Below are 23,345 nucleotides of genomic sequence, written 5' to 3'. Positions count from 1 at the left end.
ACCACTGATCAGACGGCCGTCCACCTGGATTTCCGGTGGCCATCAGCCTGGACTCGGCTGGCCGCACACCTGGACTTTGCCACGGCCGCCGTCACCAAGTGGAGAACCGCGCTATCCGCCACGAAGCGCCACGTGGCGTACCACCTGCGGTTTGCGTTGAACTATTGACACGGATCTCATCGCCACGAAGGAGCACGCATGAGCAGGATCGAGCCCGAAAAGAGAGCGTCCCCACCGGCCTTCGAACTACGATGCGGCGGGCTGGTCTTGACGATTCAGCGAGTCCCCGGATGGCTGCTCGCGCTTGTCGCCACCGCTGCGGGAAGCGGGTTCGCGGCATGGCTCTCATCTCACTGACTGCCCATCAGTTCGGGGGGCCCGGGGCACTTCACGGGGAGCACCCCTCCATGCAAGGGATGCGCCGAGGCTCGAACAACTCACACCTTTCGGTCATCCGAACGTCCCCATATCCATAAATTTGACGCGTTGCCCGCGATCCTGTCTCCTGCCCCCATGTCTGAAAGTATGAGCGCTGACGATGCGGCCACCACCCCGGGCAGCAACTACGAATTCAACTGCGGGGAATTTCACTTGAAGGCGCAGAACGTCCCCGAGCGTGTCCAACTGCTGTTCCTGATGGTCGTCGGCGCACTGTCCATCAGCGCACTGGCGCTGGCGCGGAACTCCCGCTGCGACAGCGGGGAAGACAGCTAGGCCCGCGCGGCCGCACTCCGTCACGGTCCTGAACTGGTGGGAGTCCTTTGGCACAGCACGCGCAGGGTTGCTGTCTGTGTCCTCGCCACCGAGGGACAGCGGGCGTACGTCAAGGGGCGGTCGCTCACGGGCGGTGCGGTCCCCGCGCGTTGCCTCACGACTCCTGCGGCCACCCCGGCAACGCGGGATGCGTGGCGCACCGGCAACGCTTTTCCGGGCCGGGCACTCGGCCCGCCGGGCTCTCCGCCCCTGCGCCTCTTCGGGGCGGGGGAGTGCCTGTCGACGTTCGGGTGGAATCTGCGTACCTCTCTCGGCTCGGTGGTGTCGAGTTGCTGACGGCCCGCGCTGATTCGGCGGGCGCGTGCGGCGGGTTGGGTAGGGATCCTCTGCGGCGGAACGTCAACTGCCCGTAGATCGAGTGGCATGCCAGGGCCTCGCCGGGGTGGTGGATCTGCCGGTGCCGGGGAAGACGTCCGGACGGCCGCCGATGCGGGAGGGAGGGACCGAGCCGGAGTACGGACGGGGCGGAGTCTGGGGCCGTGTCCGGAACCACCCCTGGACATCGGTGGATACCTGGATATGCTCAGCGCCTTCACATGGATCTGGTGCACGGGGGTGGACACCATGGAACCGGGAAGCACAGCGCTCAGTGATGCCTCGGTGGCACGGATCCTAGGTGCCGACGGACGCCCTGAAGGGGCCGGGTTCCGCGCCGGGCCGCGCGAGGTCATCACGTGTGCGCACGTGGTGGCCACGGCGCTCGGTCTGCCGCCGGACACCCAGGATTCACCCGGCGACCGATTATGGGTCGACTTCCCGCTCGCTGAGCGCGGCACCAGGGTGCCCGCGCGGGTCGGCTCCTGGACACCGGTCCGGCCTGATGGCTCCGGTGATATCGCGGTCCTGGAACTTCTCGTCGATCCACCGGCGAAGGCTCCCATCGCCCGCCTCGTCGAGGACGCGGCCGGCTCCGACCGCCGGGTGCGCGCCTTCGGCTTCCCGCACCGCTACGACGACGGCGCCTGGAGCGTCGGCTGGCTGCGCGGTGCGACCGGCGCCGGCTGGCTTCAGTACGACACCGATCCCGCCAGCGAGCACCGGGTCGAGCAGGGCTTCTCCGGGGCCCCGGTCTGGGATGTCGCCGAGGGGGGCGTCGTCGGCATGGTGGTCGCCGCCGACACTCGGGCCGACGTACGTACCGCCTATCTGATTCCGGTCCGGACCCTGCGCGAGAGCTGGTCGGCACTGGCCTCCAGCACCCTGCCCGCCTGCCCCTTCCGTTCCCTGGAGCCTTTCGGGGAGCAGGACGCGGGCCTCTTCCACGGTCGCGCCGAACCCGCCGAACGCATCGCCGGCCTGCTCGCCCACGCCCCGGCGACCAGCCTCGTCGGACCGTCGGGCTGCGGCAAGTCTTCCCTCCTGCACGCAGGCGTGCTGCCTCGGCTGCGCGAGCGGACCGAGCTGGACATCGTCGTCTTCCGCCCCGGGCAGCTCGGGCGCGCCCCGCTGGACGCCCTCGCGCTCGCCCTGCTGCCCCGGCTGGAGCCCGACCTCACGGAAACCGCCCGACTGGCCGAACTGCCGGCTCTGGCGGGGCTGTTACGGGAAGGGCAGCTCCCCGCAGTGGTGGAACGGCTGCTCGCCCGGCAGGGCAAGGAACAGCTGCTCGTAGTCGCCGACCAGTTCGAGGAAGCCCTCATCGGCACCGGCGTCGCCGCTCGCGGCGAACTGGACGCCCTGGCAACCGCGTTGGCCTACTGCCTGCAGCCCGGCTCCCGGATGCGGCTCGCCACCAGCCTGCGCGCCGACTTCCTCGCTCCCGCCCTGGCCCACCCGGGTCTCGCCCCCCTGCTCTCGGGCGAACGGCTCTTCACGGTGGGCGCGATGTCCGATGCCGAACTACGGGCCGCGGTGGAGCTGCCGCTGACGGGCACGGGCGTCACCTACGAACCCGGACTGGTCGACCGCATCCTCAGCGATGTCGGCAGCGACCCCGGCCGGTTGCCGCTGCTCGAGTTCACCCTGACCGAACTGTGGGAACGCCAGCGCCATGGGCGCATCGGACACACCGCGTACGAGTCACTCGGACGGGTCCACGACGCACTGGTCACCCACGCCGAACAGGTCTGGACCGGCGCCCTCGCCGAGACCGAGCAGCATGCGGCCCGCGCCCTGCTGGTCCAGCTCGTCCACCCCGGTGACGACGGCCTCGCCCCCACCCGCCGCACACTGGCCCGCTCCGAACTCCGCTCCGAGCAATGGCGGCTGGCCCAGCGCCTGATGACCACCCGCCTGCTCGTCCCGGGCGAGGACTACCAGCCGGACTCCGGTCCGCCGCAGGAGACCGTCGAGCTGGCTCACGAGACGCTGCTGACCCATTGGGACCGACTGCGCACATACGTGGCGCAGGGCCGCGACTTCCGCATGTGGCAGGAAGGGCTTCGCCGGCGTATCGCCCTGTGGTCCGCCGACGACCGCCCGGCGCGGCGGCTGCTGCGCGGACAGGACCTCCGTGACGCGCGCCGCTGGCGGGCCGCCCACACCGGCGAACTGCGACCCGCCGAGGAGACGTTCATCGACGCGAGCGGCAAGGGCGCCCGGCGGCGCCTGACCGCGCTCGCCGCCATGGGCGTCGTCCTCGCCCTGCTCGCGGGGCTCGGCAGCTGGGCCTGGCGCGAGGACATCAGCCAGGACGCGGCCACCAAGGCATCGGACGTGCTGGTCCAGCAGTCCCGCGACGCCGAACTGGGGGGAAACGCGGCGGACTTCGGTATGTCGTACACGGCGCTGCTGCTCTCCCTGCGCGCCTACCGCACCCAGGACACTCCGCGCACGCGGGAGCGGCTCGGGGAGATGTACGCCCGGTTCGGATTCGCCGACCTGCTCGCGCCCCGGTACAAGAGCGCCACCAACGCCGTGGTCGAACCGCTGCGCCTGCCTGTCGAGACCGTCACCGACGGGGAGGCGAAGGTGGTCGCCGCGCGGACCGCTGACGGTGAAGTCGTGGTCCTGCGTACGGACGCCTCGGGGCTCCGGCGCGTGGAGACGAGGCACAAGGGGGACGTCATGGCGGTCAGCCGGGACGGCACGATGGTGGCACTCGCGGATTCGACGGGCCTCACCCCGGACTTCACGAAACCGCCGGACCCGCAGCGGACGGCGGCGCGACTGTTCACCGTCGCAACCGGTCGGATCCTGGACCTGGAAGCCCCCCGGGGCGGAGACCCGTTCCCCAAGGACATTGACACGGGGCCGGAGATCCCCGGACTTGAGATGCCCACGCTTCCCGACATCCCCGGGCTGCAACTGCCGACCCAGTACGCCCGGCTCGCCTTCGACCAGGGGTCCAAGGTGCTGCTCGGCCAGACGGGTCTGTTCGGGGAGGGCGGCAGACTGGTGCTCTGGAACACCGCCGACGGGCGGATCAAGAAGGTCATGCCCGGCCTTCCGGACGCTGTCGATCAACTGTGGCCGACGGACGGGGGCGACCGGCTGATCACCGTGGCCGACGAGAGCGTGTCGTTGAAGGAGACGATCACGGTGGTGAAGTCCTGGGACCTGACCGGAGCGGCACCCGTCGGCCGGGAGGTGATGCGCCTGCGGAGCACCATGGACAGGACGGTGTCCATGGACGTGAGCCCGGACCTCACCCGGCTGGGGATCGTCGAGACGGACGTCGGCACCGGGAAGGGGCTGTCGTCGCCGTCCCACCGCATCGCCGTCCACGACCTCGACGACGGCAGACTCCTCCACCAGGAACGCAGCACACAACTGACTCCGGTCAGCGGGATTTCCGTGGGTTCCACCGGGGCGAAGCCGCTGGTGTACTCCTTCGAGGGCGAAGGGACGTCGGCCGCGACCACACCGGGCGACGGGCCTGTTCGCGTCATCGGCCAAGGGCAGACCTGGATGGGCCTGGACCTGATCGGACCGGCCGACAGACCTTCCGTGGTCCTGGACTCCATGGGAGTGGTCGCTGTCGTCGGGCCGGGCGAGGGTGATCCACTCGCGCGGCTCCCCGTCCCCGGGGAGAAGCCCGTGAAGGCACCGTCCGTCGGCAGGGCGGGCGGGTGGATGACAAGGCTGTGCCGGATCCTCGGAGACGAAACGCTGCCACCCGCGGTGAACGAGAACGTGCCGCCCGGTGCCTATCGGGGGCCTCTGTGTGAGGGAAGGAAGTGAACGCGTGGGTGACGACGCGCAGCTCATCTGGGTGCCGTTGGACGGCGAGGGCGAAGGTGCGGGCGAACGAGTGATGGTGGAGGTGCCGTCCGGCAGTTCCGGGATCGTACGGGCCGCCCGGCCCGGGGAGATCGCGGGTACGGCCGCGCGTTCGCTGTCCGAGAGTATCGACCAGGTGCGGGCGGCCGCCGCCGTGCTGCTGGACCGGATGACCACCATGCCCAGCCCGCCGGACACGGTCGAGGTCGAGCTCGGAGTGAAGATCAACGCCGAGGCGGGCGCGATCATCGCCAAGACGGCGGCGGAGGGGAACTTCACCATTCGGCTGACCTGGGCACGGGGGGAACACGTACCGGCGGGGGAGCGGCAGCTGCAGGGCCGTCCGGCCGTTCCGGCAGATCCCTCGGCCGAGGGCTGAGTCCCAGCCAACGTTCGGCCCGGTCTGCCGCGACCGGATGCCCCCGCATGATCAGGCTGACGCGGGGGTGACGCGGGGGTGACGCGGGGGTGACGCGGGGGTGACGCTCGGGGCGTTCGCCGCAGGCGGGGACGGGGCGGCGCTCGGGGTGACCCGTGTCATCCCGTGTGGCGGTGGTGGATCCGTGGATCCCCGTCCTTCTTGCGGCTGATCTCCACCAGCTTCGGATAGTCGACCGCGACTCCCCGCAGCAATGTGTGCACAGCCCGCTCCACTTCGTCGTCGCTGGTGACGGCGTGGCCGAACAAGGCGCGGTAGTGGACCAGCGAGGCGAGCAGGTCGAGCAGCAGGTCCCGGTCGACGTCGTCGCGCAGATCGCCGCGCGCGATGGCGGCGTCGAGCGCCTGGCCGACGGCGGTCCGGGGCGGGTCGAAGAGGGCGGCCATGAACGTCTCGCGACGTTGCGGATCGTCCCCGTAGTCGGCGAGCAGTGAGGCGAGTGCGTCCGGTGGCATGCGCTGGAATGCGGCGACGTACAGCTTGATGGCGTCACTGAGGTCGCAGATCGTGCAGTCGGTTGCGGGCGGTTCGAGACGGCCCAGGCGAGCGGTCAGGGCGTCGAGCACCAAGCCGGGCAGGGTCTTCCAGCGCCGGTAGACGGCCGGCTTCGTCGTGCCGGCGTGCCGTGCCACAGCCTCCACGGTGAGCCGGGCGTACCCGACCTCGTCGAGGAGGTCGAGCACCGCATCGAGGATCGCCTGGTCGATGGACGCGTCGCGCGGGCGGCCACCCGGGGCCCGGCCGCTGGGTGCATGTTTCGCTTCAGCCATTCCGCCAGTCTAGTGTTAGGTTCCGTTCCGGTACGTAATGAATCTCTCGGAGGGGAAGCGCGTGACCATCAGAAGCGAGGAACCGACCGAGGCGCCGTCACCAGCCGGATGGGGAGCGCTGCTCGGCCGCGAACACGGGGCGGTCGCGGCGACGCTCGCGGCCGGCGTCGCGCTGCATGCCGTGAACGTCTACCTGGCGACCACCATCCTGCCGTCGGTCACCGCCGACATCGGCGGATCGAATCTGTACGCCTGGGCCACCACCATCTTCGTGTTCGCGTCCGTGCTCGGGTCGACGGCCGCCTCCGCCGTCCTCGGAGCACGCGGCCCGCGCTCCAGCTACCGCTTCGCGGCACTGCTGCTCGCGGCCGGAACGGTGATCTGCGCCCTCGCCCCGACGATGCCCGTCCTGCTGGCCGGACGCCTTGTCCAGGGCATTGGAGGCGGCCTGATCTTCGCCCTCTCCTACGCCATGGTCCGCATCACACTGGACGAGGCACTGTGGCCACGCGCCATGGCGCTCGTCTCCGCCATGTGGGGCGTCGCGACGCTCGTCGGCCCCGCTCTCGGCGGCCTCTTCGCCCAACTCGACCTCTGGCGCGGCGCTTTCTGGGGGCTTCTGCCGTTCCTGCTCTTCTTCGCCTTCTGGGGCGCGGTGCGACTGCCCGGAGGGACGGCGGGGGAGTCGGCCCCGCGCATTCCCTGGGGGAGCGTGAGCCTGCTCGGCCTGGCCGTGCTGCTCATCTCCGCAGCCAGCATCTCGTCCCGGCTCGCCGTCAACACCGCTGGTCTCCTGGCGGCCACGCTGCTCCTCACTGCCTGGTTGCGACGTGAGCGGCGTACGACGCTCCGGCTCATCCCGGCCACCGCATTCGGCCCGGACGCTCGGCTGCGGCTGGTCTGCATCACCATGGTGCTGCTGGTGCTCTCCAGTACCGTCGAGGTCTACGTGCCCTACTTCGGACAGCGGCTACAAGGGCTCGGACCGCTGGCGGCCGGATACTTGGGCGCGGTCCTGGCGGCGGGCTGGACGCTCGGCTCGATCGCGTGCAGCGGCATGCAGCACCGCAGAGGGCTGATCATCGGCACCGGCCCGGTCTTCTCCCTGATCGGGCTCGTCGTACTCTTCTTCGCCGGCCCGGTGCACTCGGACACTGTCGCGACCGTCGTGGCGGTGGGCGCCGGGCTGCTCCTGCTGGGCTGGGGCATCGGCATGGCATGGCCCCATCTGCTCACCAGGGTGCTGCAGTTGGCGCCGAAGGAGGACCAGGACCTCGCCGGTTCCTCGGTCACGACCATCCAGCTCACCGCGACCGCCTTCGGCTCGGCGCTGGCCGGGATGGTTGCCAACGTGATCGGATTCTCCGACGGCGCGGCTGTCACCGACCTGCAGAGCACGGCACGCTGGATGTTCGGCCTGTTCGTGCTCGCACCGCTGGTCGCTGTGATGACGGCGTGGCGGGCCCGCCGTTGAGGCATGGCTCCGCGCCCCCGGCGCAATCCACCAGCGGAGAGACCGGTGTCGATGGGGGCAGGCTGACCCCGCCCGGCCCTGGCACGTTCTCTTCGATCACTGTGGCCGGCCCGGGGCGTGCCGGTAATGCCGCACGCGCGGGCGGGACCGGCCGCGTGTGCGCCGATCATCGGCGTCACGATGCCGGCCAGGAGGCATGGGACGCACTCGCGTATCAGGACATCGAGCGTCTGGCAGGGTGACGACGACCTGAGAGCTGTGCGCGCCGCTCGTCAGTGCAGACCGTCGACGGGCCCGCGGCCGCAGGAGCTGGCTGCGGGCCCTGTCGTCCCGCAGCCCGGGCGGATTGCCGAACGGGTTATCAGCATCCTGATGACCAGGGGCGGTCAGTGGGCGGGATCGAGGTCGTGGAGCATGTCGAACTGCTGGCGGTCCGCGAGGTCGTGTCCGTCGTGTCCGAGGGCCCCGTGCCCCGCTGCGGCCAGGCGGGACCGAGCGGGACCGTCCCCGACGGAGAACCGCGCGATGACCTACGCGCTCGCGCTGACGGCCGGCTTCGGACCTGTTCGACGGACCTGGATCGCACGAGCATGCCTTGACGGCATCGCTCGGAGGTCCTGTTCGGCCACTTCGCCCTCGGGTCGGTTCCCGACGCTGTCGGGGCGGGGCAGCCTCCCCTCGCGTACGTGCGGAGTGCATGCCGGGGGAGTGATGCCGAGCCTCACGGTGCATGTGGGTGGATTTCGCGGGTCCGGTGAAGCGGCGACAGGGGATTTCCGCGTACGTCGGGGCCACCAGCGTGACAAGCGGTTGCCAACGGCTGGGTTCACAGGTCGACGACGCGTTCTTGCGGCAGCCGCCAGGTCGGCGGACCCGTCCCAGCGCCTGCTTCTCCTGAGCCGACGTTCCGCATTCCCGCAGACGCTGCCCCACGGACACCGGCGTGCACGGGAGGCCGCTCTGATCCCGTCGTGGCCGGGAAGCGGGGACTCAGCCCTATCAGCGGACGGCGCTGCCGCTCGTCGAGGTACAGCAGAAGCGCCTTGAACTTGGCTGTCGGCAGAGCCCGTTGCCGTTTCAGCCTGCTCATGCCGGACCGACTCACTGCCGAACAGGAAGCTACGAGTCAAGATTTGCGTGCCTTTGAGCAACGGGCCCGACGACTCGGTCGGTGAATCGTGAAACAAAGGGTGATGTCGGCGTGATCGACTGCGCGACCGGGTGATCGGGATCATCTTTGTGAATTGAGAAGCAGAGCACTGGGATCGCGACACCCGCCTGCACGCTCGACTCGTTTTCGCGAAATGCCGGGCGGCAGGGAATCAGTTGGATCTGCAACGGTCTCGGTGAATGCAGACGGTCGCACGACACAAGGGTCGAACCGGATTCGGGAGAAGTGATGGCCACTCAGACGAATTCCTATTACGTAGTCCAAAGCGTACCCGTGGGAGCACGCGGGGGCCTGACATGGGGCCCTGAATCATACTTCGACCAAGGGACGTTCAGTGTCTCCGCGCACCCGGTCACCACTCTCAGGCAGACGCTCTTCTGGCTCACGGTTGACGACATATCGATGGGTAAGAAGGATATCGGCTCCGGCGACATAGGTAATGTCCAGTCCTACCTCTGGGTGAAGGTGAGGAATAGCGGGTTGGCCGGTCAAGGAAACGTGACTTCCTACACCGTCTACCTCACTCGGAACACCCCCTGAGCGAGCCGCGGCCGATCAATCAAGCGGACAGCGGACAGCGGACAGTCCGGAAGGTCACAGCAGGTACCGGAGGGATAGGCATGCGCGTTTCCATCACTCATGATTCCCAGGGATTCATCACGGCTCTCGCAGCATCGCCCCCCGATGCACCGGTGGCGAGACTCACGCCGCAGGCAGGCGAGAGCGTCACGGAGCTGGATGTTCCGGAGGTGAGCGCCGAGGGCGACCCTCAACAGATAGTCGAGCGCCTGACGGACCTGGTCGAGAACTACCGCGTCGACGTTCGCGCCGAAGCGCTGACACGCAAGCAGGGCTGACCGCGATTCGGTCGCCTGCGGGCCAATTGCTCTCTGGTCATCAGGACCAGAGGCGTAGGGCGGGATCATCCATCGCAGTACCTTTTGCCGGTGCGGGCTTCGAACGTGGCGGGATGGACCGGTCCATGGGCATGCTCGCCATGGTGGCGAATGGAGTGGTCTCCAGGGTCCCCCCCCCGAGAACGAGCAACGGACCATTTGTCCAGGCCGGCTTCGCCCGCCAATAGTGGGTGGCTCCAAACCGGCCCGGGTATTCGGGTCTCGTCTGCTCTGATGTGATCGTTCGTTGTTTCTTGTCCGACTGATCTGGTGGAACGGCTGCTGCCGGCCCGCGCCGCCGACGCCCGGCTAAAATGCACGCCGACAAGGTGTACGGCTGTGACTGCCTGTTGCGATAGTTCGGTAGCCGCGGCATTCGGCACCGCATCGCCCACGAGGGTGTCAATTTTTCGCAAGGGTTCGGCTGTCACCGAGGACGCAGCGAGAACCGTGTCCTGGCCGGCCGGCTGCCGTCGGCTCCACAGCCGCTACGGGCGCAAGGCCGAGCGCTTCCTGGCCTTCGTCGTCGCCGCGATTCTCACCTGCCACCGCCGCCCACGTCAGTGAACACCAGTATCCGCAGGGGGGAGCCTGCCCGATGATGGCCGCGTGAACAGTACTGATGAGCCCGAAGACATCGTGGCCCACTTGTGGCAAGAACACATGCGACGACGCCGTTTCCCGCCGAACTGGACGACGCGGAGCGGGCAGGTACTGACCTGGTACTCCTTGACGCCGACGTCGCCGGGTGCGTATCCGGTTGACGGAACAACGATGGTTCTCTCGATGGAGAGCGTCACAGGATCCTGCACCGCCGCCTCACCGACCTGGACCGGATACGGGGCGTCTTCGCCGAGCTCAAGCGGATCGCGCTGGGGGTCCTACGACCTGATCGTCGGCCTCGCCCTGGATCGGATCGCCGTGGATGGCTGCATCACCAAGGCGCCCGGTGGCGGTTCGATCTCGCCGACGTGACTATCGCTGTACGGAGTCTGATCCGTCGAGCGTGGACCACACACCGCTGGAGCCACCGGCCCCGCCGCTGTCCCTGAACACCGGCGTCGCACCTCGCAGACGCCCATGCTCTTCGGCGCTGTCCGGACCCGGTCACGACGGGCCAGTACCGCCACCTCACAGCCGAACCCCACCACCAGCCGACTGTCCGGGGCAACAGCCACCGCACGGACAGACGACGGAAACACCAGCTCCGGCCCGACCGGCCCGCCGGTGGCAAGGTTCCACTCCCGCACCACCCCATTCCTGCTGCCGGTGATCACGCGGGTCCTGCCGTTCACCTCCGCCACCGCAAGCGCCCCGGCGGGGTGGCCGCTCGGGAACTCAACGACCCGCTCTCCCGTAACCGCATCCCAAACCTGTACTGCCCCGTCCCGGCTGACGGTGGCAGCGATACTGCCGCCGTCGGCCACCGCTACCGCATGCACCGGGCCGTCGTGGCGAGAGAGGAGCTGGCCCTCCCGCCAACTGTCACGCATGTCCACCCTCCACACGCGCGCCACACCCTCGTCATGTCCGGTGACAGCGAGCACCCGGCCGTCCTCCACCGTCACGGCCACCGCACTCACCCAGTCATCGTGGCCAGTGAAAAGCCCATCGATTTCCTCACCGGTGGCCAGGTCCCACACCAGCACCGTCTCGTCGGCCGTGCTGCCAGTCACCGCAAGGGTGGTCCCGCTCACCACCGTGACCGCGTCCACCCCGGAGGTGTGGCCGGTGAAGGGCTTTCCGGCCTGCCGGCCGGTGGCCACGTCCCACACCCGTACCACCCCATCCTCACCGCCGGCGAGGGCGACGGCGAGACCGTTGACCGCCCCGACCGCCAGAGCAAGAACCGCGCTGCCGTGGAGGAACGGCTCACCGAGGGACTCTCCCGTAGCCAGGTCCCACACCCGCACCGTCCTGTCGTCGCTGCCGGTGACGACAACAGGGCGGCCCTCCACCGCGGACGTCGCCACCGCCCGCACCCGACCGGTGTGCCCGGTCAGGACATTCTGGAACCGGTGTTCGAGGCGGGTGCCGGTCGCCCACTCCACGGCCCACTGCGCAGCAGGCTCGTTCGCGACCGGTACAGCAGTGATGCGCGCCGCGAGTTCCCGGTCCCCGTGCCGGGCAGCGTCCAACGCCAGCAACTGCCGCCGCACACCCGCCGTCACCTCACGGTGCAGATGCGCCGACGCCCGGTACACCGCCCCCGCCAACCGGGCGGACGGCCCCGAAGCCGCATCCAGGAGCCCCAGGACCTCACCAGGGTCGGCATTCACCAGGAACCCCGGATCCACCAGTCGCTCATCCGCGTCCTCAAGCACAACCCGGGCTCCGTCAACGCTCAGATCATCGGACATCCCCACATCCAACCAGCCACCACCGACACCGGCCCCCAACCAGGCACCCCACCCACACGATGACGTAGTCAACTGAGTGGAGTCACCGACGAAGCCCCCAGCAGCCTCAGCGGACAAGACCTACTCCAGCCCCACATCCGCCACCTCACCAATCCGCGCGGATTCTCAGTCGACGCTTCATGCGCACCAGGCCCCGATCGGCATCCTCGAACAGAGGGACGCACGAACTGCCGCCCTTGAGACGGCGGTCGCGGAGAATCTGCCAGGTTTTTGTGCGGGCGAAGACGTGCTCGACGCGGGCGCGGACCTGCTTGTGGGACGTGTTGTGGGCTTCCTTCCAGCCGGGCAGGTCTTCGCCCTTGCGGCGGCGGTGGGCATGACGAGTCCGGTGCCGGGACAGCCTCCGTCAGCGATCGTGTGGCACTGCCGACAGCGGTTCCGGCGCCCGATTCCTCATTCATAGACTGCGCGGCGATGGCGTGGTCGCGTGTGGGCACCAGGGTGCCGGGCTCAGCCCGGCGAACGGTACTGTCCAGGCCACTCCGGCGCAGCAACCACACCAGGCGTACCAAGATCGTTCCATGGGATGGGCGGCGGCTCGGCCCGCCGCTCAGCTGCCGCTCAACGGAGACGCCCACGTGGGATCGTGCCGGGATCTCCTCGTGAGGTGGGCCAGCAGGTGCTCCGCCGTGTTGGCGGCAGTGTCCTGCGGCGCGCCGACCGCGGTCAGGGCGGCGGTGAGCCTTGCCGACGCTGCTTCCGGCACGTCCGGGTCGGTGAGGAGCGGAAGGACCAGCAGGAAGCGGGTGGCCGTGTCCTGGACGCCTTCGGCCGCAGAGGGCGGGCTGTCAGCGATCCGGATCAGTTCGCGCCATGTCAGCCCGGTTCCCGAGGAATCTCCGTCCCAGCCGGCGATCCGCCGGACGCTGCTCCTGCCTCGACGGGTGAGGAGGTAGTCGGTGCCGTAGTCGTCATCCAGGTTGCGGTAGATCACCACGACTCCGGGACCTTCTTCGGCCGGCACCCGGAACACCGGCCAGCGTTCAGGATCGAAGAGGACCTCGGACAGGGCATCGGAATCGGCGCCGTCGTCGCCGAACCACTCCGGAACCGGCCGCTCGGTGCACTCCCCGTCGCTGCACATCGCCAAGAGGTAGTTCGACCAGAAGCCCGGACGGGCCGACAGTGACTCGCCGGGCACCAACGGGCCGGCGTCGTATCCCTTGATCAGCACCCCTCGATCCTGTCACCGGCTACTGACACGGTCCGATCCGGGATCGGCAAAGGGACGCCGCCCGGTTGCGGGGCGGGCCCTATTCGTGCACCGCCGAGGACCATCCCCATGGCCCTGATCAGCAACCCCACCCGGCTGTGTCCATCGCCTGCTGACATACCGCCCCCCCGGCGCAGTTGTGCCGGCAGAGGCCGTGCCCCCCCCCGCAGGTCGTGTCGCGTTGCGGTGATTCGCCGTGTCCCGTTCCGTCACGGGCTGCGTGGCTGAGGCCCTACCGATGATCTTCCCGAGTCGTTTTACGTCACCACGGACGAGCAGCTGTGGCACGTACAGATGGCGCATCTGCGGCCCGCCGAGGAGCAGTTCGCGGAGCTGGGGCGCGGCTGGAGGCGCTGGCGGACGATTACGGGGAGCTGTCCGATCCGTCGCTGCCGGACGTTTCGCTCGCCTTCGCGCTGTTCCGTCCGGCGCTGCGTGAGGGGCCGGGGGGAGACGCCAAGTGACCCTGGACGTAAGAAAGGTGCCGACCGGGTTCGGACGACTGCGGACCGCGCAGACGGTGTCTTCGCTCGGTGACGGGGTGACACATGCCGCGCTGCCGCTGCTCGCGGTGACGCTGGCGCGGGATCCGATCGCGCTGGCCGTCCTCACGGCGGCCGGGACGCTGCCGTGGCTGCTCTTCGGGGTACTGGGCGGTGCGCTGGTGGGACTGCTGGGGCCGCCGGCGCACGATGTGGGTCGCCGACGCGGCGCGGGCGGTGCTGCTCGCGATACCTGCGGCGGCGGCACTCGACGTGCTGAGCATTCCGCTGCTCGCGGCCGTCGTCTTCCTGCTCGGCCTCGGCGGGTTCTTCTTCGCCACGGCCGCCACGGCCGCCACGGCCTGTCTGCCGGATCTGCCCGGCCGTGGCGCCGCGCTCCTGGAGCGCGCCAACTCCCGCCTGCCGCGGCACCCAAACCGCCGCGTCCGGCGTCGCGGGGCCGCCCGCAGGCAGTGCGCTGCTCGCGTTCGGGCGAGCGGTTCCGGCTGCTCGCCGACGCGGTGTCGTTCGGGCTCTCCGCGCTGCTCGTACGGTCGCTGCCCGCACCACCCCGGCCTGCCGGAGGTACCCAGGAGTCGCTGCTTCGGTGGGCACGAGCCGACGCCGCCCACGTCTTCCAGGATCGTTTGCTGCTCGGGCTCGGGCTCCGTCCGGCGGTCGGGAACGTGCCTTCCTCGCCGTGGAGACCGTACTCGCACTCCTCGCGCACGGCCGTCTCGGGATCGCCACCTTCAGCTACGGCCTGCTCCTTACGGCGGAGCCCACCGGCGGCCTGCTCGGCGCGGGCATCACCTCTTTCCTCGGCCGACGACTCGGCACCGGCACCGGCACCGCGCTGACCTGCACGACCGCTGTCGAGGGGCCTGCCGTCCTGGGGCTTGCCGCCGCCCCGAACCCGTACGCAGCCGGGGCTCCCGCTCGCCGTCTGCGGGGCGGGCATGGGGCGCCACGATGGTGCTCGGGCCCTCCCCCGGCAGGCGATCGTCCCGGCCACCTGATCGGCCGGGTCGCCTCCACCTCCCGCCTGTTCGCCATGTGCGCCGCCCCGTTCGGCGCCTTCCTCTGCGGCTGGCTGGCCACCACGTACGACCTGCGCACCCCCGCTCTGCAACGCCGCCGACCTCTTCCTCACCACGACCGCCGTCACGGCAACCCTGACCAGCAACCGCCGGGTCGAGGCGGCGCTGTTCAGGGCTGCCTCGGCCAGCGGTCCCGGTCACCCGGAATCGGAAGGATCCCGTTCGGAAGGATCCCGTTCGGAAGGATCCCGTTCGGGAGGGTGCCCCCGAAGCGTTGTGAAGCGGCTCGCGGACGGGCCGGCAAGTGGCGCGGGGGAGGACGATCGGCGAGGTGCCGGACGTGATCGTGACGCCTTAGCCGCACGCCCAGGGCGTCCGCATCTGGGCCCGCGCCCACGGCTACGACGTCCCGGAACGCGGACGCTTCCCCGCCGCCCTTGCCGACGTACCGAAGAAGTCGAACGGGTAAGGGCTCTCGCCGTTCTCCCACTGACCCCGTCCCGGCTCCAACCGGATCTCGCGCCCCTGCCACCGTCGGCGCAGCCAGCGGTCGTGACTTGCCAGGACGATTGCGCCGGGGCCGGTGTTGAAGGCCTCCTCCAACTCGTCGCACAGGCGCGGGGAGAGATGGTTGGTGGGTTCGTCGAGCAGCAGCAACTGGGGCGGCCGTGCCACCAGGAGTGCCAGTGCGAGCCGTCGGCGCTGGCCGACGGACAGATGTCCGACGGGTTTGTCCACGTCGGCCGTGCGCATCAGACCGAGCGAGCTCAGCGGCACTTCCTCGGCCCGAGCCTCTCCCAGCAACCGCTCATAGGTGTCGAGGCCCGTGCGGTCGTCCCGGTCGAACACGGTGTCCTGGGTGAGCATCCCCACCGTCAGCCGGTTCCGCCTGCGCACCTCCCCCTCGGCGGCAAGCCTTCCGGCGAGCACGGCGAGCAGCGTCGACTTGCCCGCCCCATTGCCGCCCGTGACCAACAGCCGGTCGGTTGCGGACACCTCCAGGACGTCCAGGGCGAGTCGGCCTGGAACCCGTACGTCCCGCAGGGACAGCAGGGGCTGAGGGTCTCCCTCCGCCGGCGCGGCCAGTTCCCCGGCCGCGAAGCGCAGGGGGTGCGGTGGCTCGGCGACCTGGGTGCGCTCCAGTTCCTCCAGCCGCCGCGTGGCATGGCGCACCCGGCGGGAAATCTGGTTCTGCACCCGTCCCGCCCGGTGGCCGTAGCCCATCTTCTCGTTGTCCTGCCGCTCCCGGCCCGGCGCCACCAGGTGCGCCGTCACGCCCGCCGTGTGACGCATTCCCTCCAGTTCCTCCTGCTCCTCGGCGTACCGCCGCTCCCAGCGCTCCCGCTCGGCGCGCTTCTCACCCACGTAGGCGCTGTAGTTGCCGCCGTAGCGGACCGGGCCGTCCACCGCCGGGTCGAGGTCGACCAGGTGGGTGCAGACAGCGTCGAGGAACGCCCGGTCGTGACTGGCGGCCACCACGGCTCCGGGCAGGCCCCGGATCTGTTCCTCCAGGAAGGCGGCGGCGCTGTCGTCGAGGTGGTTGGTCGGCTCGTCCAGCAGCAGCGCCGACGGCCGTCGGACGAGCAGGGCGGCCAGGGCGAGCCGGCTGCGCTGTCCGCCGGACAGGGAGCCAAGTGTCCGGTCGTGGCCGACCGCGCCGAGGCCCAGACCGCCGAGCATCAGGGCCGCGCGGCGATCGGCGTCCCAGGACTCCCGGTGCTGTGCCTGCTCAAGCCGCCTGCCGTAGGCGTCGAGGAGTTCCCGATGGTCCGGGGCCCCTTCCGGGACTCGGGCGAGTTCCTCGCCGAGCCGTTCGAGCTCCCTGACGTCCTCGCGGGCCTCGCACAGCGCGTCGTCCATCACGGCCGCGATGGACGACGCGGCCTCGAAAGGCATCTCCTGGTGCAGGAAGCCGATGTCACCGGGGCGCGAGACGCTTCCGGCGTCGGACCGGTCCACGCCCGCCAGAACGCGCAGCAGAGTGGACTTGCCGACACCGTTCTCCCCGATCAGGCCGATGCGGTGGCCGGGGGAGGCGGTCAGGGAGACGCCGTCGAGGACACGTCGGCCCCCGAGGCTGCGGACGAGGTCGTGGGCGAGCAGAGCGGGCTGGGACACAGGGAACCTCTCAACGTGATCGATGCTCGGCCCGCCGGGCACAGGGCCTCGGGCGCGGGCCACTCGGCACGCCGCCGGCTCACACAGCGGGGGCTCCGGTCTCCGTGAGTGCTCCGTCGGAGATCCGCAGCCAGCGGTTCACCCCGATCTCGGCGAGGAACCGCTCGTCGTGGCTGATCACCACGAATGCGCCCCGGTAGGAGTTGAGCGCGCTTTCAAGCTGGCCCGCACTGACCAGGTCGAGGTTGTTGGTCGGCTCGTCGAGCAGGAGCAGATGGGGGGCAGGTTCGGCGCACAGCACGCACGCCAGGGTGGCGCGCAGCCGTTCACCACCGGAGAGCGCCCCCACCGGCAGATGCGCGCGGGGGCCCCGGAAGAGGAAGCGGGCGAGCAGGTTCATCCGCTCCGCCTCGGCCCTTTCGGGGGCGAACGCGGCGAAGTTCTCCGCCACGGTGCGGTCCAGGTCCAGCAGGTCCAAGCGCTGCGAGAGGTAGGCGATCCGTCCGTCGCCGCGGGTGGTCTCCCCGCTGTCCGGCTTGAGATCGCCGGTGATCAGCCGCAGCAGCGTGGTCTTTCCGGCACCGTTGGCTCCGGTCAGCGCGATCCTCTCGGGGCCGCGGATGGTCAGGTTGACGCCGCCGTCGGCGAACACGGCCCGACCGGAGTGGTGCACCTGCATCCCCTCGCCGAGGAAGAGATTGCGCCCTGCGGGCACCTGGGTGCCGGGCAGTTCCAGGGTGAGGCGCTGTTCGTCGCGCAGGGCGCGTCCGGCCTCGTCGAGCCGGGACTTGGCCTCGCTGACCCGGGACGCGTGCATCTGGCCGGCCCGGCCAGCGGACTCCTGTGCGCCGCGCTTCATATTGCCGGCGAAGATGCGGGGCAGGCCCGCGTTCTTGAGGTTGCGGGCGGCGTTGCTCTGGCGGCGTTCGGCACGCTCGCGGGCCTGCTGCAACTCCCTCTTCTCCCGCTTCAGCTCCTGCTCGGCGTTGCGGATGTTCTTCTCCGCGACCTCCTGCTCGGCGCGCACGATCTCCTCGTACTCCGTGAAGTTGCCGCCGTGGACGCGCAGTTCGTCGCCGACGAGTTCGGCGATGCGTTCCATGCGGTCGAGCAGCGCTCGGTCGTGGCTGACCAACAGCAGGCAGCCGTTGAAGTCCGCCAGCACGTCGTAGAGCTTGTGCCGGGCTTCCAGGTCGAGGTTGTTGGTCGGTTCGTCGAGCAGCAGCACGTCGGGGCGCCTGAGCAGCTGGGCGGCGAGGCCGAGGGAGACGACCTGTCCGCCACTGAGCGTGCTCAGGCTCCGGTTCAGCTCCAGGCCGACGAGTCCGAGACGGTCGAGCTGGGCGCGGGTCCGCTCCTCGATGTCCCAGTCGTCACCGATGGTGGTGAAGTGCTCCTCGCTCACGTCGCCGGATTCGACGGCGTCGAGGGCGCGGATCACGGAGGCGATACCGAGCACCTCGGCGACCGTGAGGTTTCCGGTCAGGGGGAGGCTCTGGGGGAGGTAGCCCAGCGTCCCGTTGACCGAAACCGAGCCGGTGGCGGGCCTGAGTTCTCCGGCGATCAGTTTGAGCAGTGTGCTCTTGCCGGACCCGTTGGGAGCGACCAGGCCTGTGCGGCCGGCAGCCACGGTGAAGGACAGGTCGGTGAAGACCGGGGTGTCGTCGGGCCAGGCGAAGGAAAGGTTCGAGCAGATGATGGCAGCGTCGGACATGGAACGACCTCGAAGAACTAAGGGCAGACAGAGCTCTGCCCTGGACAGTGTGGGAAAAAGGGGGAACGACAAATAGGCCATACCGACAGCACTACTGCTAGCTGTCCGATGGCCAGTCACATCCGGATCTCACCCGGAGATGTCGTCTTCACCCGCCACGTCTGTCACTCCTCGATTCCGACAATGCAGCAACTCGTACCGTAGCAGGTGCTGGCCCTGACTCTGTCCGGTCCGGGAGTCGCCTGCCCGACCGGCGCCGGCGTCGCTGCTATCGGCACCGCGAAGCACCAGCCCCACCGTGATCCGCTGCCCCTTGCCCAGATGCTGTTGCCCTTTGGGTGCGGCGGGCTCACCCCTGGACCATGTCCCTAGCGAACGCCTGATCGGCCGCCGTCCTGTCGTGGACCGGCCCGACCGCCTTCACACCGCACGATGCCGTGATCCGGCGGGGCCGACAGGTGCGGGAGGATCACGGTATCGCCGAGCCGGCTGCCCTCCTGGAGGAGACTCGCGGCGTCCTCCGACGCCGGACGCCGGCCCGGGGAAGCCGATCGATGGACGTGCGGCCGCGGAAGCCCGCCTCCGCGCCCGCTACGGGGTGCCGTCACCCGTGGGGACCACCCGGAGGTTCTTGCCGCCGTCCGAGACGGTCCGACGCTGGATCTTCTTGCCGTCCCACCACGTGATGGTGGCAACCGTGCTCCGGACACCATCACGGCAGGCACCGGGGCCGGGACGGCTGACACCGACAAGCTGGACCTGATCTTCGCCCACTCCGGAGATACGGAGTGGCCTCGCCGTTTCGGTTGGGGTGATGCGACACCGTTGTTCGTCAGGTGTCCGGTGGGCGGGACAATTCTGCTGCGTGGCCTGGCGGTGTTCCGGCGCGGTGGCGGGGGATCTGCGCGAGTTCCCCGTCGAGCACCGCGATGTGAGCGGTACCCCGGCGGTGAATGCACGGTGGTCATCGGGGCGGATGCGGTGGGGAATGCGGTGACCGGCGTAGGGAACGCGGTTCCGCCCCGCCCGGCGGACGCCGTACCGGGCGGGGCGGCCCGTTCAGTGGTCCTCGGGAGCCGCGTCCACGCGGAAGACCGGCAGCCCTTCACTCAGCCGGGTCATGAGCAGCCCTTGGTCGAGCATTCCCTCGTCCTCGTCCTCGTCGGCGGCGAAGACGTCGTCCACGAGGAGCTCGCGCAGCTGCTCCTGTACGCCGTCGCCGTATCCCTGCTGGTAGTCGAACACGTCGAAGTAGAGGTCCGCTTGCACGGTCGCGATCGTCTCGTGATCATCCTCGATGACCAGGCGGGCGTGGACCGTGCCTGCCTGGAGCGTGTGGTCGTTGTACGAGCCGTAGACGACCTCGGCGTGGATGTCACGGCACTCCATGTCGCCGTCGGTGAACACCCCGCGGGCCGTGACATTGCCGCGGACGGCCACGACCGAATCGGGGCCGCAGTCGCTCAGCACGCCCTCGACGGTCAGTGAGCCGGTCAGCACGAAGGGCGCCACCACACGGAGATGTCCCTTCACGACCAGGTCACCGTGGTGGAAGAACGGCGTGTCCACGAGCTGGTCACCGAGCAGGGTGCGCGGGGCCCCGGTGTCGCCGAGCGCCTCGGCGCACATCTCAGGGACATAGCCGAGCAGGTCGGGGTCGATGCCGCCCGCCAGTTGGGCCGCGAGCTCCTGGTAGCTGTCGAGATCCGGTTCCACAAGCCGGGCGAGCCAACCACCGTCGTCGGGGATCCCGGCGTGCTCGGCGTACATCACCGAGGCCACCCGGCGGACCGCACTCATGTCGATGGGAAGCGGCCCGCCCTCGACAACGGGGTAGCGCACCCGGGCGGGGGCTCCCGCCGCCTCCAGCACGGCCACCGTATCCGTCTCCGGCAGCCGCAGCGCGAACCCGAGGGGAGTGCGGCCCAGGCCATCGACCGCGGCGGTGTCCGCGCCGCGCTCCAGCAGCAGCTTCACCAGATCCGGCCTCCGCGCACGGACGGCCGCGTGCAGCGGGGTGTCCCCCCGGTCGTCGGCCGCGTCGATCGGTGCGCCGTGGTCGAGCAGGAAGGCGTAAACGGACCGGGCCACACCACTGTGGTGGGCGAGCCATCCGCCGGCGCGGAGCCCGACGGGGCCGTCCAGCCGGGCACCGTGCTCCACCAGCAGGGCCAGCACCTCCACCGCGCGCCCCGCCCGCCGTGCCTCCGCCTCCGAACCGCTGTGTGCGACGACCTGTCCGGCGGGCGTGAGACCCTCGCTGTCCGTGGCGTGCACATCGGCACCGCACTCCAGCAGCGCCCGTATGACCTCCAGGGACGGCAACGGGCCGTCGTCGCCCTTCGCCTCCATGGCCCGGTGCAGCGCAGTGGCTTCCCGCTCGTCCCGTGCCGAGACGTCCGCCCCGTCGGCGATCAGCGAACGGACCCGTGCGGCACGCTCGGCGGGGTCCGCGTCAGCGACAGGTATGACGGCGGCAAGAAGTGACCCATCCATGGCTTCGCTCATGGTGAGGACTCTAGGACGACCCACTGACAACGGGCCCCGGCAGGCCGGACGTCGACCCTCCGCAACACGCCCGCCACCGGTCCGACAACCGAAACGGCCCGCCGAAGAAACGACGGGCCGTCACGAACGCGCGAGGTCACACACTGTTGTTCATCCGCAGTTCGTTCCTTCTCCAGAGGCATACGTCGCGCCGATCTCCCCCCGCCAGTCGATGCACCTGCCCGAGGCACCCGGCAGATAGACGGGGCCCGCGTAGTACTGGTACATCCCGAAGTCCTGGTCGTACCAGCCTTGCCCCGAGTAGCCCACCCAGGCCCCCAGCTCATATATGGAGCCGTCCTGTGTCGCCCTTATGGCGACAACGCAGTTCTTCTGCGCGGCGGAACTCCACGTCACGTACACAGTTCCCCGGCCGAACTGGGTGTCCTTCCAGTTCACCACGTTGTAGCCCGAGCCGCATTTCCCGTTGTAGCCAACGTTGGGAGAAGCGGCGGCACTTGCGCTTGCCGTACCCGGGAGCCCTACAAGCATGGCGAGCGTCAGAAGAGGAGCGGACATTCCAGCGAGCATTCTTCGTGACAGCATTTGACGAACCCTCCTGATGAAGCGGTTCACGGCAACGCGGATCCGTCCCCGTGCAATGCACCCCGGCGGAGCGGCTTCACTATGCGAGAGCCAGGGGCCGGTGACAAGAAGGCGTCAGCCGCCCCAGCGGTTCCCGCCCGTGTCCGGGGCGAACCGATCGGTCCAATCGGTGGGCCCGGTAAAGGCCGAGCTCCGGCCGGCGTTGGACCGGACATCGGCCCCCGAACCGGCCCGCGGCACCGTACGGCCGTCCCGGTGCCGTCGAGGTCGGACCGGCCGTCGCTGCCCCGGAGCCGGGCGGCCACCGAGGCCCGCGCATGGAGGTGGTCGGCACCGCTACCACCCCGCCCGCCGGACGGCCTACGGCCGGGGCGCGGGCACACCGGGTTCGACCACGGGGCATCGCGTGCCCGAGTAGATGGTGGGCATGCAGCGGTTGCAGTGAATGCAGCACGAGGCGGCCGCGGAGTCCGCGGTGATACGTCCGACCAGGTCGGGGTCGCTGAGCAGCGCGCGGGCCATCGCCACGAAGTCGAAGCCCTCGGCCATGGCGAGGTCCATGGTCTCCCGCCGGGTGATGCCGCCGAGCAGTATGAGCGGCAGGTCCAGTTCGGCGCGGAAGCGCCGGGCGTACTTCAGGAGGTAGGCATCCTCGTACGGGTAGTCCCGCAGGAACCGGTGGCCCGTCAGCCGGATGCCCCAGCGCAGCGGCGGAGGGAAGGCGCCGGCGAAGTCGCGGACCGGGGCGTCGCCGCGGAAGAGGTACATGGGATTGAGCAGCGAACTGCCCGCGGTGAGCTGCAGGGCGTCGACCGAGCCGTCCTCCTGCAGCCAACGGGCGACCTGCAGGCTGTCGTCCACGTCCAGGCCGCCGCGAACGCCGTCCTTCATGCCGAACTTCGCCGTGACGGCGATCTCGGTGCCGACCTCCTCCCGCACCGCGCGCGCGATGCCGCGGGCCAGCCGGGCCCGGTTCTCCAGGCTGCCGCCGTAGGCATCGGTACGACGGTTGAGGCGGGGGCTGAGGAAGGAACTGGCCAGGTAGTTGTGGCCGAGGTGGATCTCCACCGCGTCGAAGCCGGCTTCCACGGCAAGGCGGGCGGCCGTGGCGTGTGCCCGGGTGACGCGTTCCAGGTCGGCGGCGGTGGCCGCCCGGGTACGCCGCATCCCGAGGGGGTTGAAGAAGCGGCCCGGGCCCAGGGCCGCGACGCCGTTGGAGGCGGCGTCGGCCACCGGGCCGGCATGCCCCAGCTGCGCACAGGCGGCCGCCCCCGCCTCATGTACGGCGCCCGTGAGTCTGCGCAGTCCGGGCAGCGCCTCCGGCCGCAGGTGCAGCTGGCGTCGTTCGGTGCGGCCGTCGCGGGACACGGCACAGTAGGCCACGGTGGTCATGCCGACCCCACCGGCAGCCACCTGCCGGTGGAACTCGATCAGTTCGTCGGTCACCAGACCGTGCGGGGTGCGCCCCTCGAACGTCGCGGCCTTGATGATCCGGTTGCGCAGTCGCAGCGGCCCCAGTCGGGCCGGGGCGAGGAGATCCGGCCCCGGTGGTGTTGCTGCTCGGTCCGACAACACGCTCT

At 69.9% G+C, this 23,345-nt stretch carries 14 protein-coding genes and 7 pseudogenes; 11 read left to right on the top strand and 10 right to left on the bottom strand.

The features are described from left to right. Nucleotides 1-525 precede the first annotated feature (525 nt). The 3 genes from ACIGJO_RS30450 (at nt 526) to ACIGJO_RS30440 (ending at nt 5,314) form a co-directional block, all read left to right on the top strand. Nucleotides 526-714, top strand: a complete 189-nt coding sequence (locus ACIGJO_RS30450; RefSeq protein ID WP_399963642.1) for a hypothetical protein — start codon at nt 526-528, stop codon at nt 712-714. Nucleotides 715-1,374: 660 nt separating this feature from the next. Continuing rightward, nucleotides 1,375-4,896: a trypsin-like peptidase domain-containing protein gene (locus ACIGJO_RS30445; protein WP_399963640.1), complete on the top strand. Its 3,522-nt coding sequence runs from the start codon at nt 1,375-1,377 to the stop codon at nt 4,894-4,896. 4 nt (nt 4,897-4,900) lie between these two features. Then, complete coding sequence (locus ACIGJO_RS30440) at nt 4,901-5,314, top strand: CU044_2847 family protein (protein ID WP_399963638.1); 414 nt, start codon at nt 4,901-4,903, stop codon at nt 5,312-5,314. A 158-nt stretch (nt 5,315-5,472) separates the two neighbouring features. On the opposite strand, the gene ACIGJO_RS30435 is transcribed toward ACIGJO_RS30440, so the two are convergent. Further along, a complete protein-coding gene (locus tag ACIGJO_RS30435) occupies nt 5,473-6,144 on the bottom strand; it encodes a TetR/AcrR family transcriptional regulator (protein WP_399963635.1) in 672 nt (223 codons plus the stop codon). A 61-nt stretch (nt 6,145-6,205) separates the two neighbouring features. On the opposite strand from ACIGJO_RS30435, the gene ACIGJO_RS30430 reads away from it, so the two are divergent. The 6 genes and pseudogenes from ACIGJO_RS30430 to ACIGJO_RS30405 all read left to right on the top strand — a co-directional run. Then, on the top strand, nt 6,206-7,618 hold the full coding sequence (locus tag ACIGJO_RS30430; RefSeq protein ID WP_399963633.1) for an MFS transporter: 1,413 nt from the start codon (nt 6,206-6,208) through the stop codon (nt 7,616-7,618). Between the two features lie 1,399 nt (nt 7,619-9,017). Further along, nucleotides 9,018-9,329, top strand: coding sequence for a hypothetical protein (locus ACIGJO_RS30425; protein ID WP_399963631.1), 312 nt, complete (start codon nt 9,018-9,020; stop codon nt 9,327-9,329). 80 nt (nt 9,330-9,409) lie between these two features. Continuing rightward, the gene (locus ACIGJO_RS30420; protein WP_399963629.1) at nt 9,410-9,646 is read left to right on the top strand and encodes a hypothetical protein; all 237 of its coding nucleotides are present in this window, start codon (nt 9,410-9,412) and stop codon (nt 9,644-9,646) included. A 326-nt stretch (nt 9,647-9,972) separates the two neighbouring features. Beyond that, nucleotides 9,973-10,252: pseudogene (locus tag ACIGJO_RS30415) on the top strand (IS5/IS1182 family transposase); the annotation flags it as partial. 275 nt (nt 10,253-10,527) lie between these two features. Further along, nucleotides 10,528-10,642 (top strand): annotated as a pseudogene (locus ACIGJO_RS30410) (IS5/IS1182 family transposase); the annotation flags it as partial. Further along, nucleotides 10,642-10,737: pseudogene (locus ACIGJO_RS30405) on the top strand (IS5/IS1182 family transposase); the annotation flags it as partial. The pseudogenes ACIGJO_RS30410 and ACIGJO_RS30405, both read left to right, overlap by 1 nt. A 324-nt stretch (nt 10,738-11,061) precedes the next feature. Here ACIGJO_RS30405 and ACIGJO_RS30400 read toward each other — a convergent pair. From ACIGJO_RS30400 to ACIGJO_RS30390, 3 genes and pseudogenes are all read right to left on the bottom strand, one after another. Further along, a pseudogene (locus tag ACIGJO_RS30400) lies at nt 11,062-12,045 on the bottom strand (hypothetical protein); the annotation flags it as partial. A gap of 145 nt (nt 12,046-12,190) precedes the next feature. Beyond that, a pseudogene (locus ACIGJO_RS30395) lies at nt 12,191-12,551 on the bottom strand (transposase family protein); the annotation flags it as partial. 104 nt (nt 12,552-12,655) lie between these two features. Next, entirely contained in the window at nt 12,656-13,279 is a 624-nt protein-coding gene (locus tag ACIGJO_RS30390; protein WP_399963627.1) for a hypothetical protein, read from the bottom strand. 324 nt (nt 13,280-13,603) lie between these two features. Here ACIGJO_RS30390 and ACIGJO_RS30385 point away from each other — a divergent pair. Continuing rightward, a pseudogene (locus tag ACIGJO_RS30385) lies at nt 13,604-13,782 on the top strand (transcriptional regulator); the annotation flags it as partial. Between the two features lie 17 nt (nt 13,783-13,799). Then, nucleotides 13,800-15,050 (top strand): annotated as a pseudogene (locus ACIGJO_RS30380) (MFS transporter); the annotation flags it as partial. 189 nt (nt 15,051-15,239) lie between these two features. On the opposite strand, the gene ACIGJO_RS30375 reads toward ACIGJO_RS30380, so the two are convergent. The 6 genes from ACIGJO_RS30375 to ACIGJO_RS30350 all read right to left on the bottom strand — a co-directional run bounded on the left by ACIGJO_RS30375 (nt 15,240) and on the right by ACIGJO_RS30350 (nt 23,337). After that, nucleotides 15,240-16,958 (bottom strand): ABC-F family ATP-binding cassette domain-containing protein, encoded by a 1,719-nt coding sequence (locus ACIGJO_RS30375; protein WP_399963625.1) that lies wholly within the window; start codon nt 16,956-16,958, stop codon nt 15,240-15,242. 79 nt (nt 16,959-17,037) lie between these two features. Then, on the bottom strand, nt 17,038-18,672 hold the full coding sequence (abc-f, locus tag ACIGJO_RS30370; RefSeq protein ID WP_399963623.1) for a ribosomal protection-like ABC-F family protein: 1,635 nt from the start codon (nt 18,670-18,672) through the stop codon (nt 17,038-17,040). A gap of 591 nt (nt 18,673-19,263) precedes the next feature. Continuing rightward, nucleotides 19,264-19,446: a hypothetical protein gene (locus tag ACIGJO_RS30365; protein ID WP_399963621.1), complete on the bottom strand. Its 183-nt coding sequence runs from the start codon at nt 19,444-19,446 to the stop codon at nt 19,264-19,266. 285 nt (nt 19,447-19,731) lie between these two features. After that, nucleotides 19,732-21,180 (bottom strand): ankyrin repeat domain-containing protein, encoded by a 1,449-nt coding sequence (locus ACIGJO_RS30360; RefSeq protein WP_399963619.1) that lies wholly within the window; start codon nt 21,178-21,180, stop codon nt 19,732-19,734. Nucleotides 21,181-21,330: 150 nt separating this feature from the next. Beyond that, nucleotides 21,331-21,795, bottom strand: a complete 465-nt coding sequence (locus ACIGJO_RS30355) for a spore-associated protein A (RefSeq protein WP_399963617.1) — start codon at nt 21,793-21,795, stop codon at nt 21,331-21,333. Nucleotides 21,796-22,125: 330 nt separating this feature from the next. Beyond that, nucleotides 22,126-23,337 carry an NADH:flavin oxidoreductase gene (locus tag ACIGJO_RS30350; RefSeq protein WP_399963615.1) on the bottom strand — a complete coding sequence of 404 codons (1,212 nt, stop codon included), beginning with the start codon at nt 23,335-23,337 and terminating at the stop codon, nt 22,126-22,128. Nucleotides 23,338-23,345: the final 8 nt, after the last annotated feature.

The sequence above is a fragment of the Streptomyces sp. NPDC079020 genome, assembly GCF_044542225.1.
Taxonomy (GTDB): Bacteria; Actinomycetota; Actinomycetes; order Streptomycetales; family Streptomycetaceae; genus Streptomyces.
Note: the sequence above shows the minus strand (reverse complement) of the source record. Positions and strands in the feature narration are given on the sequence as shown.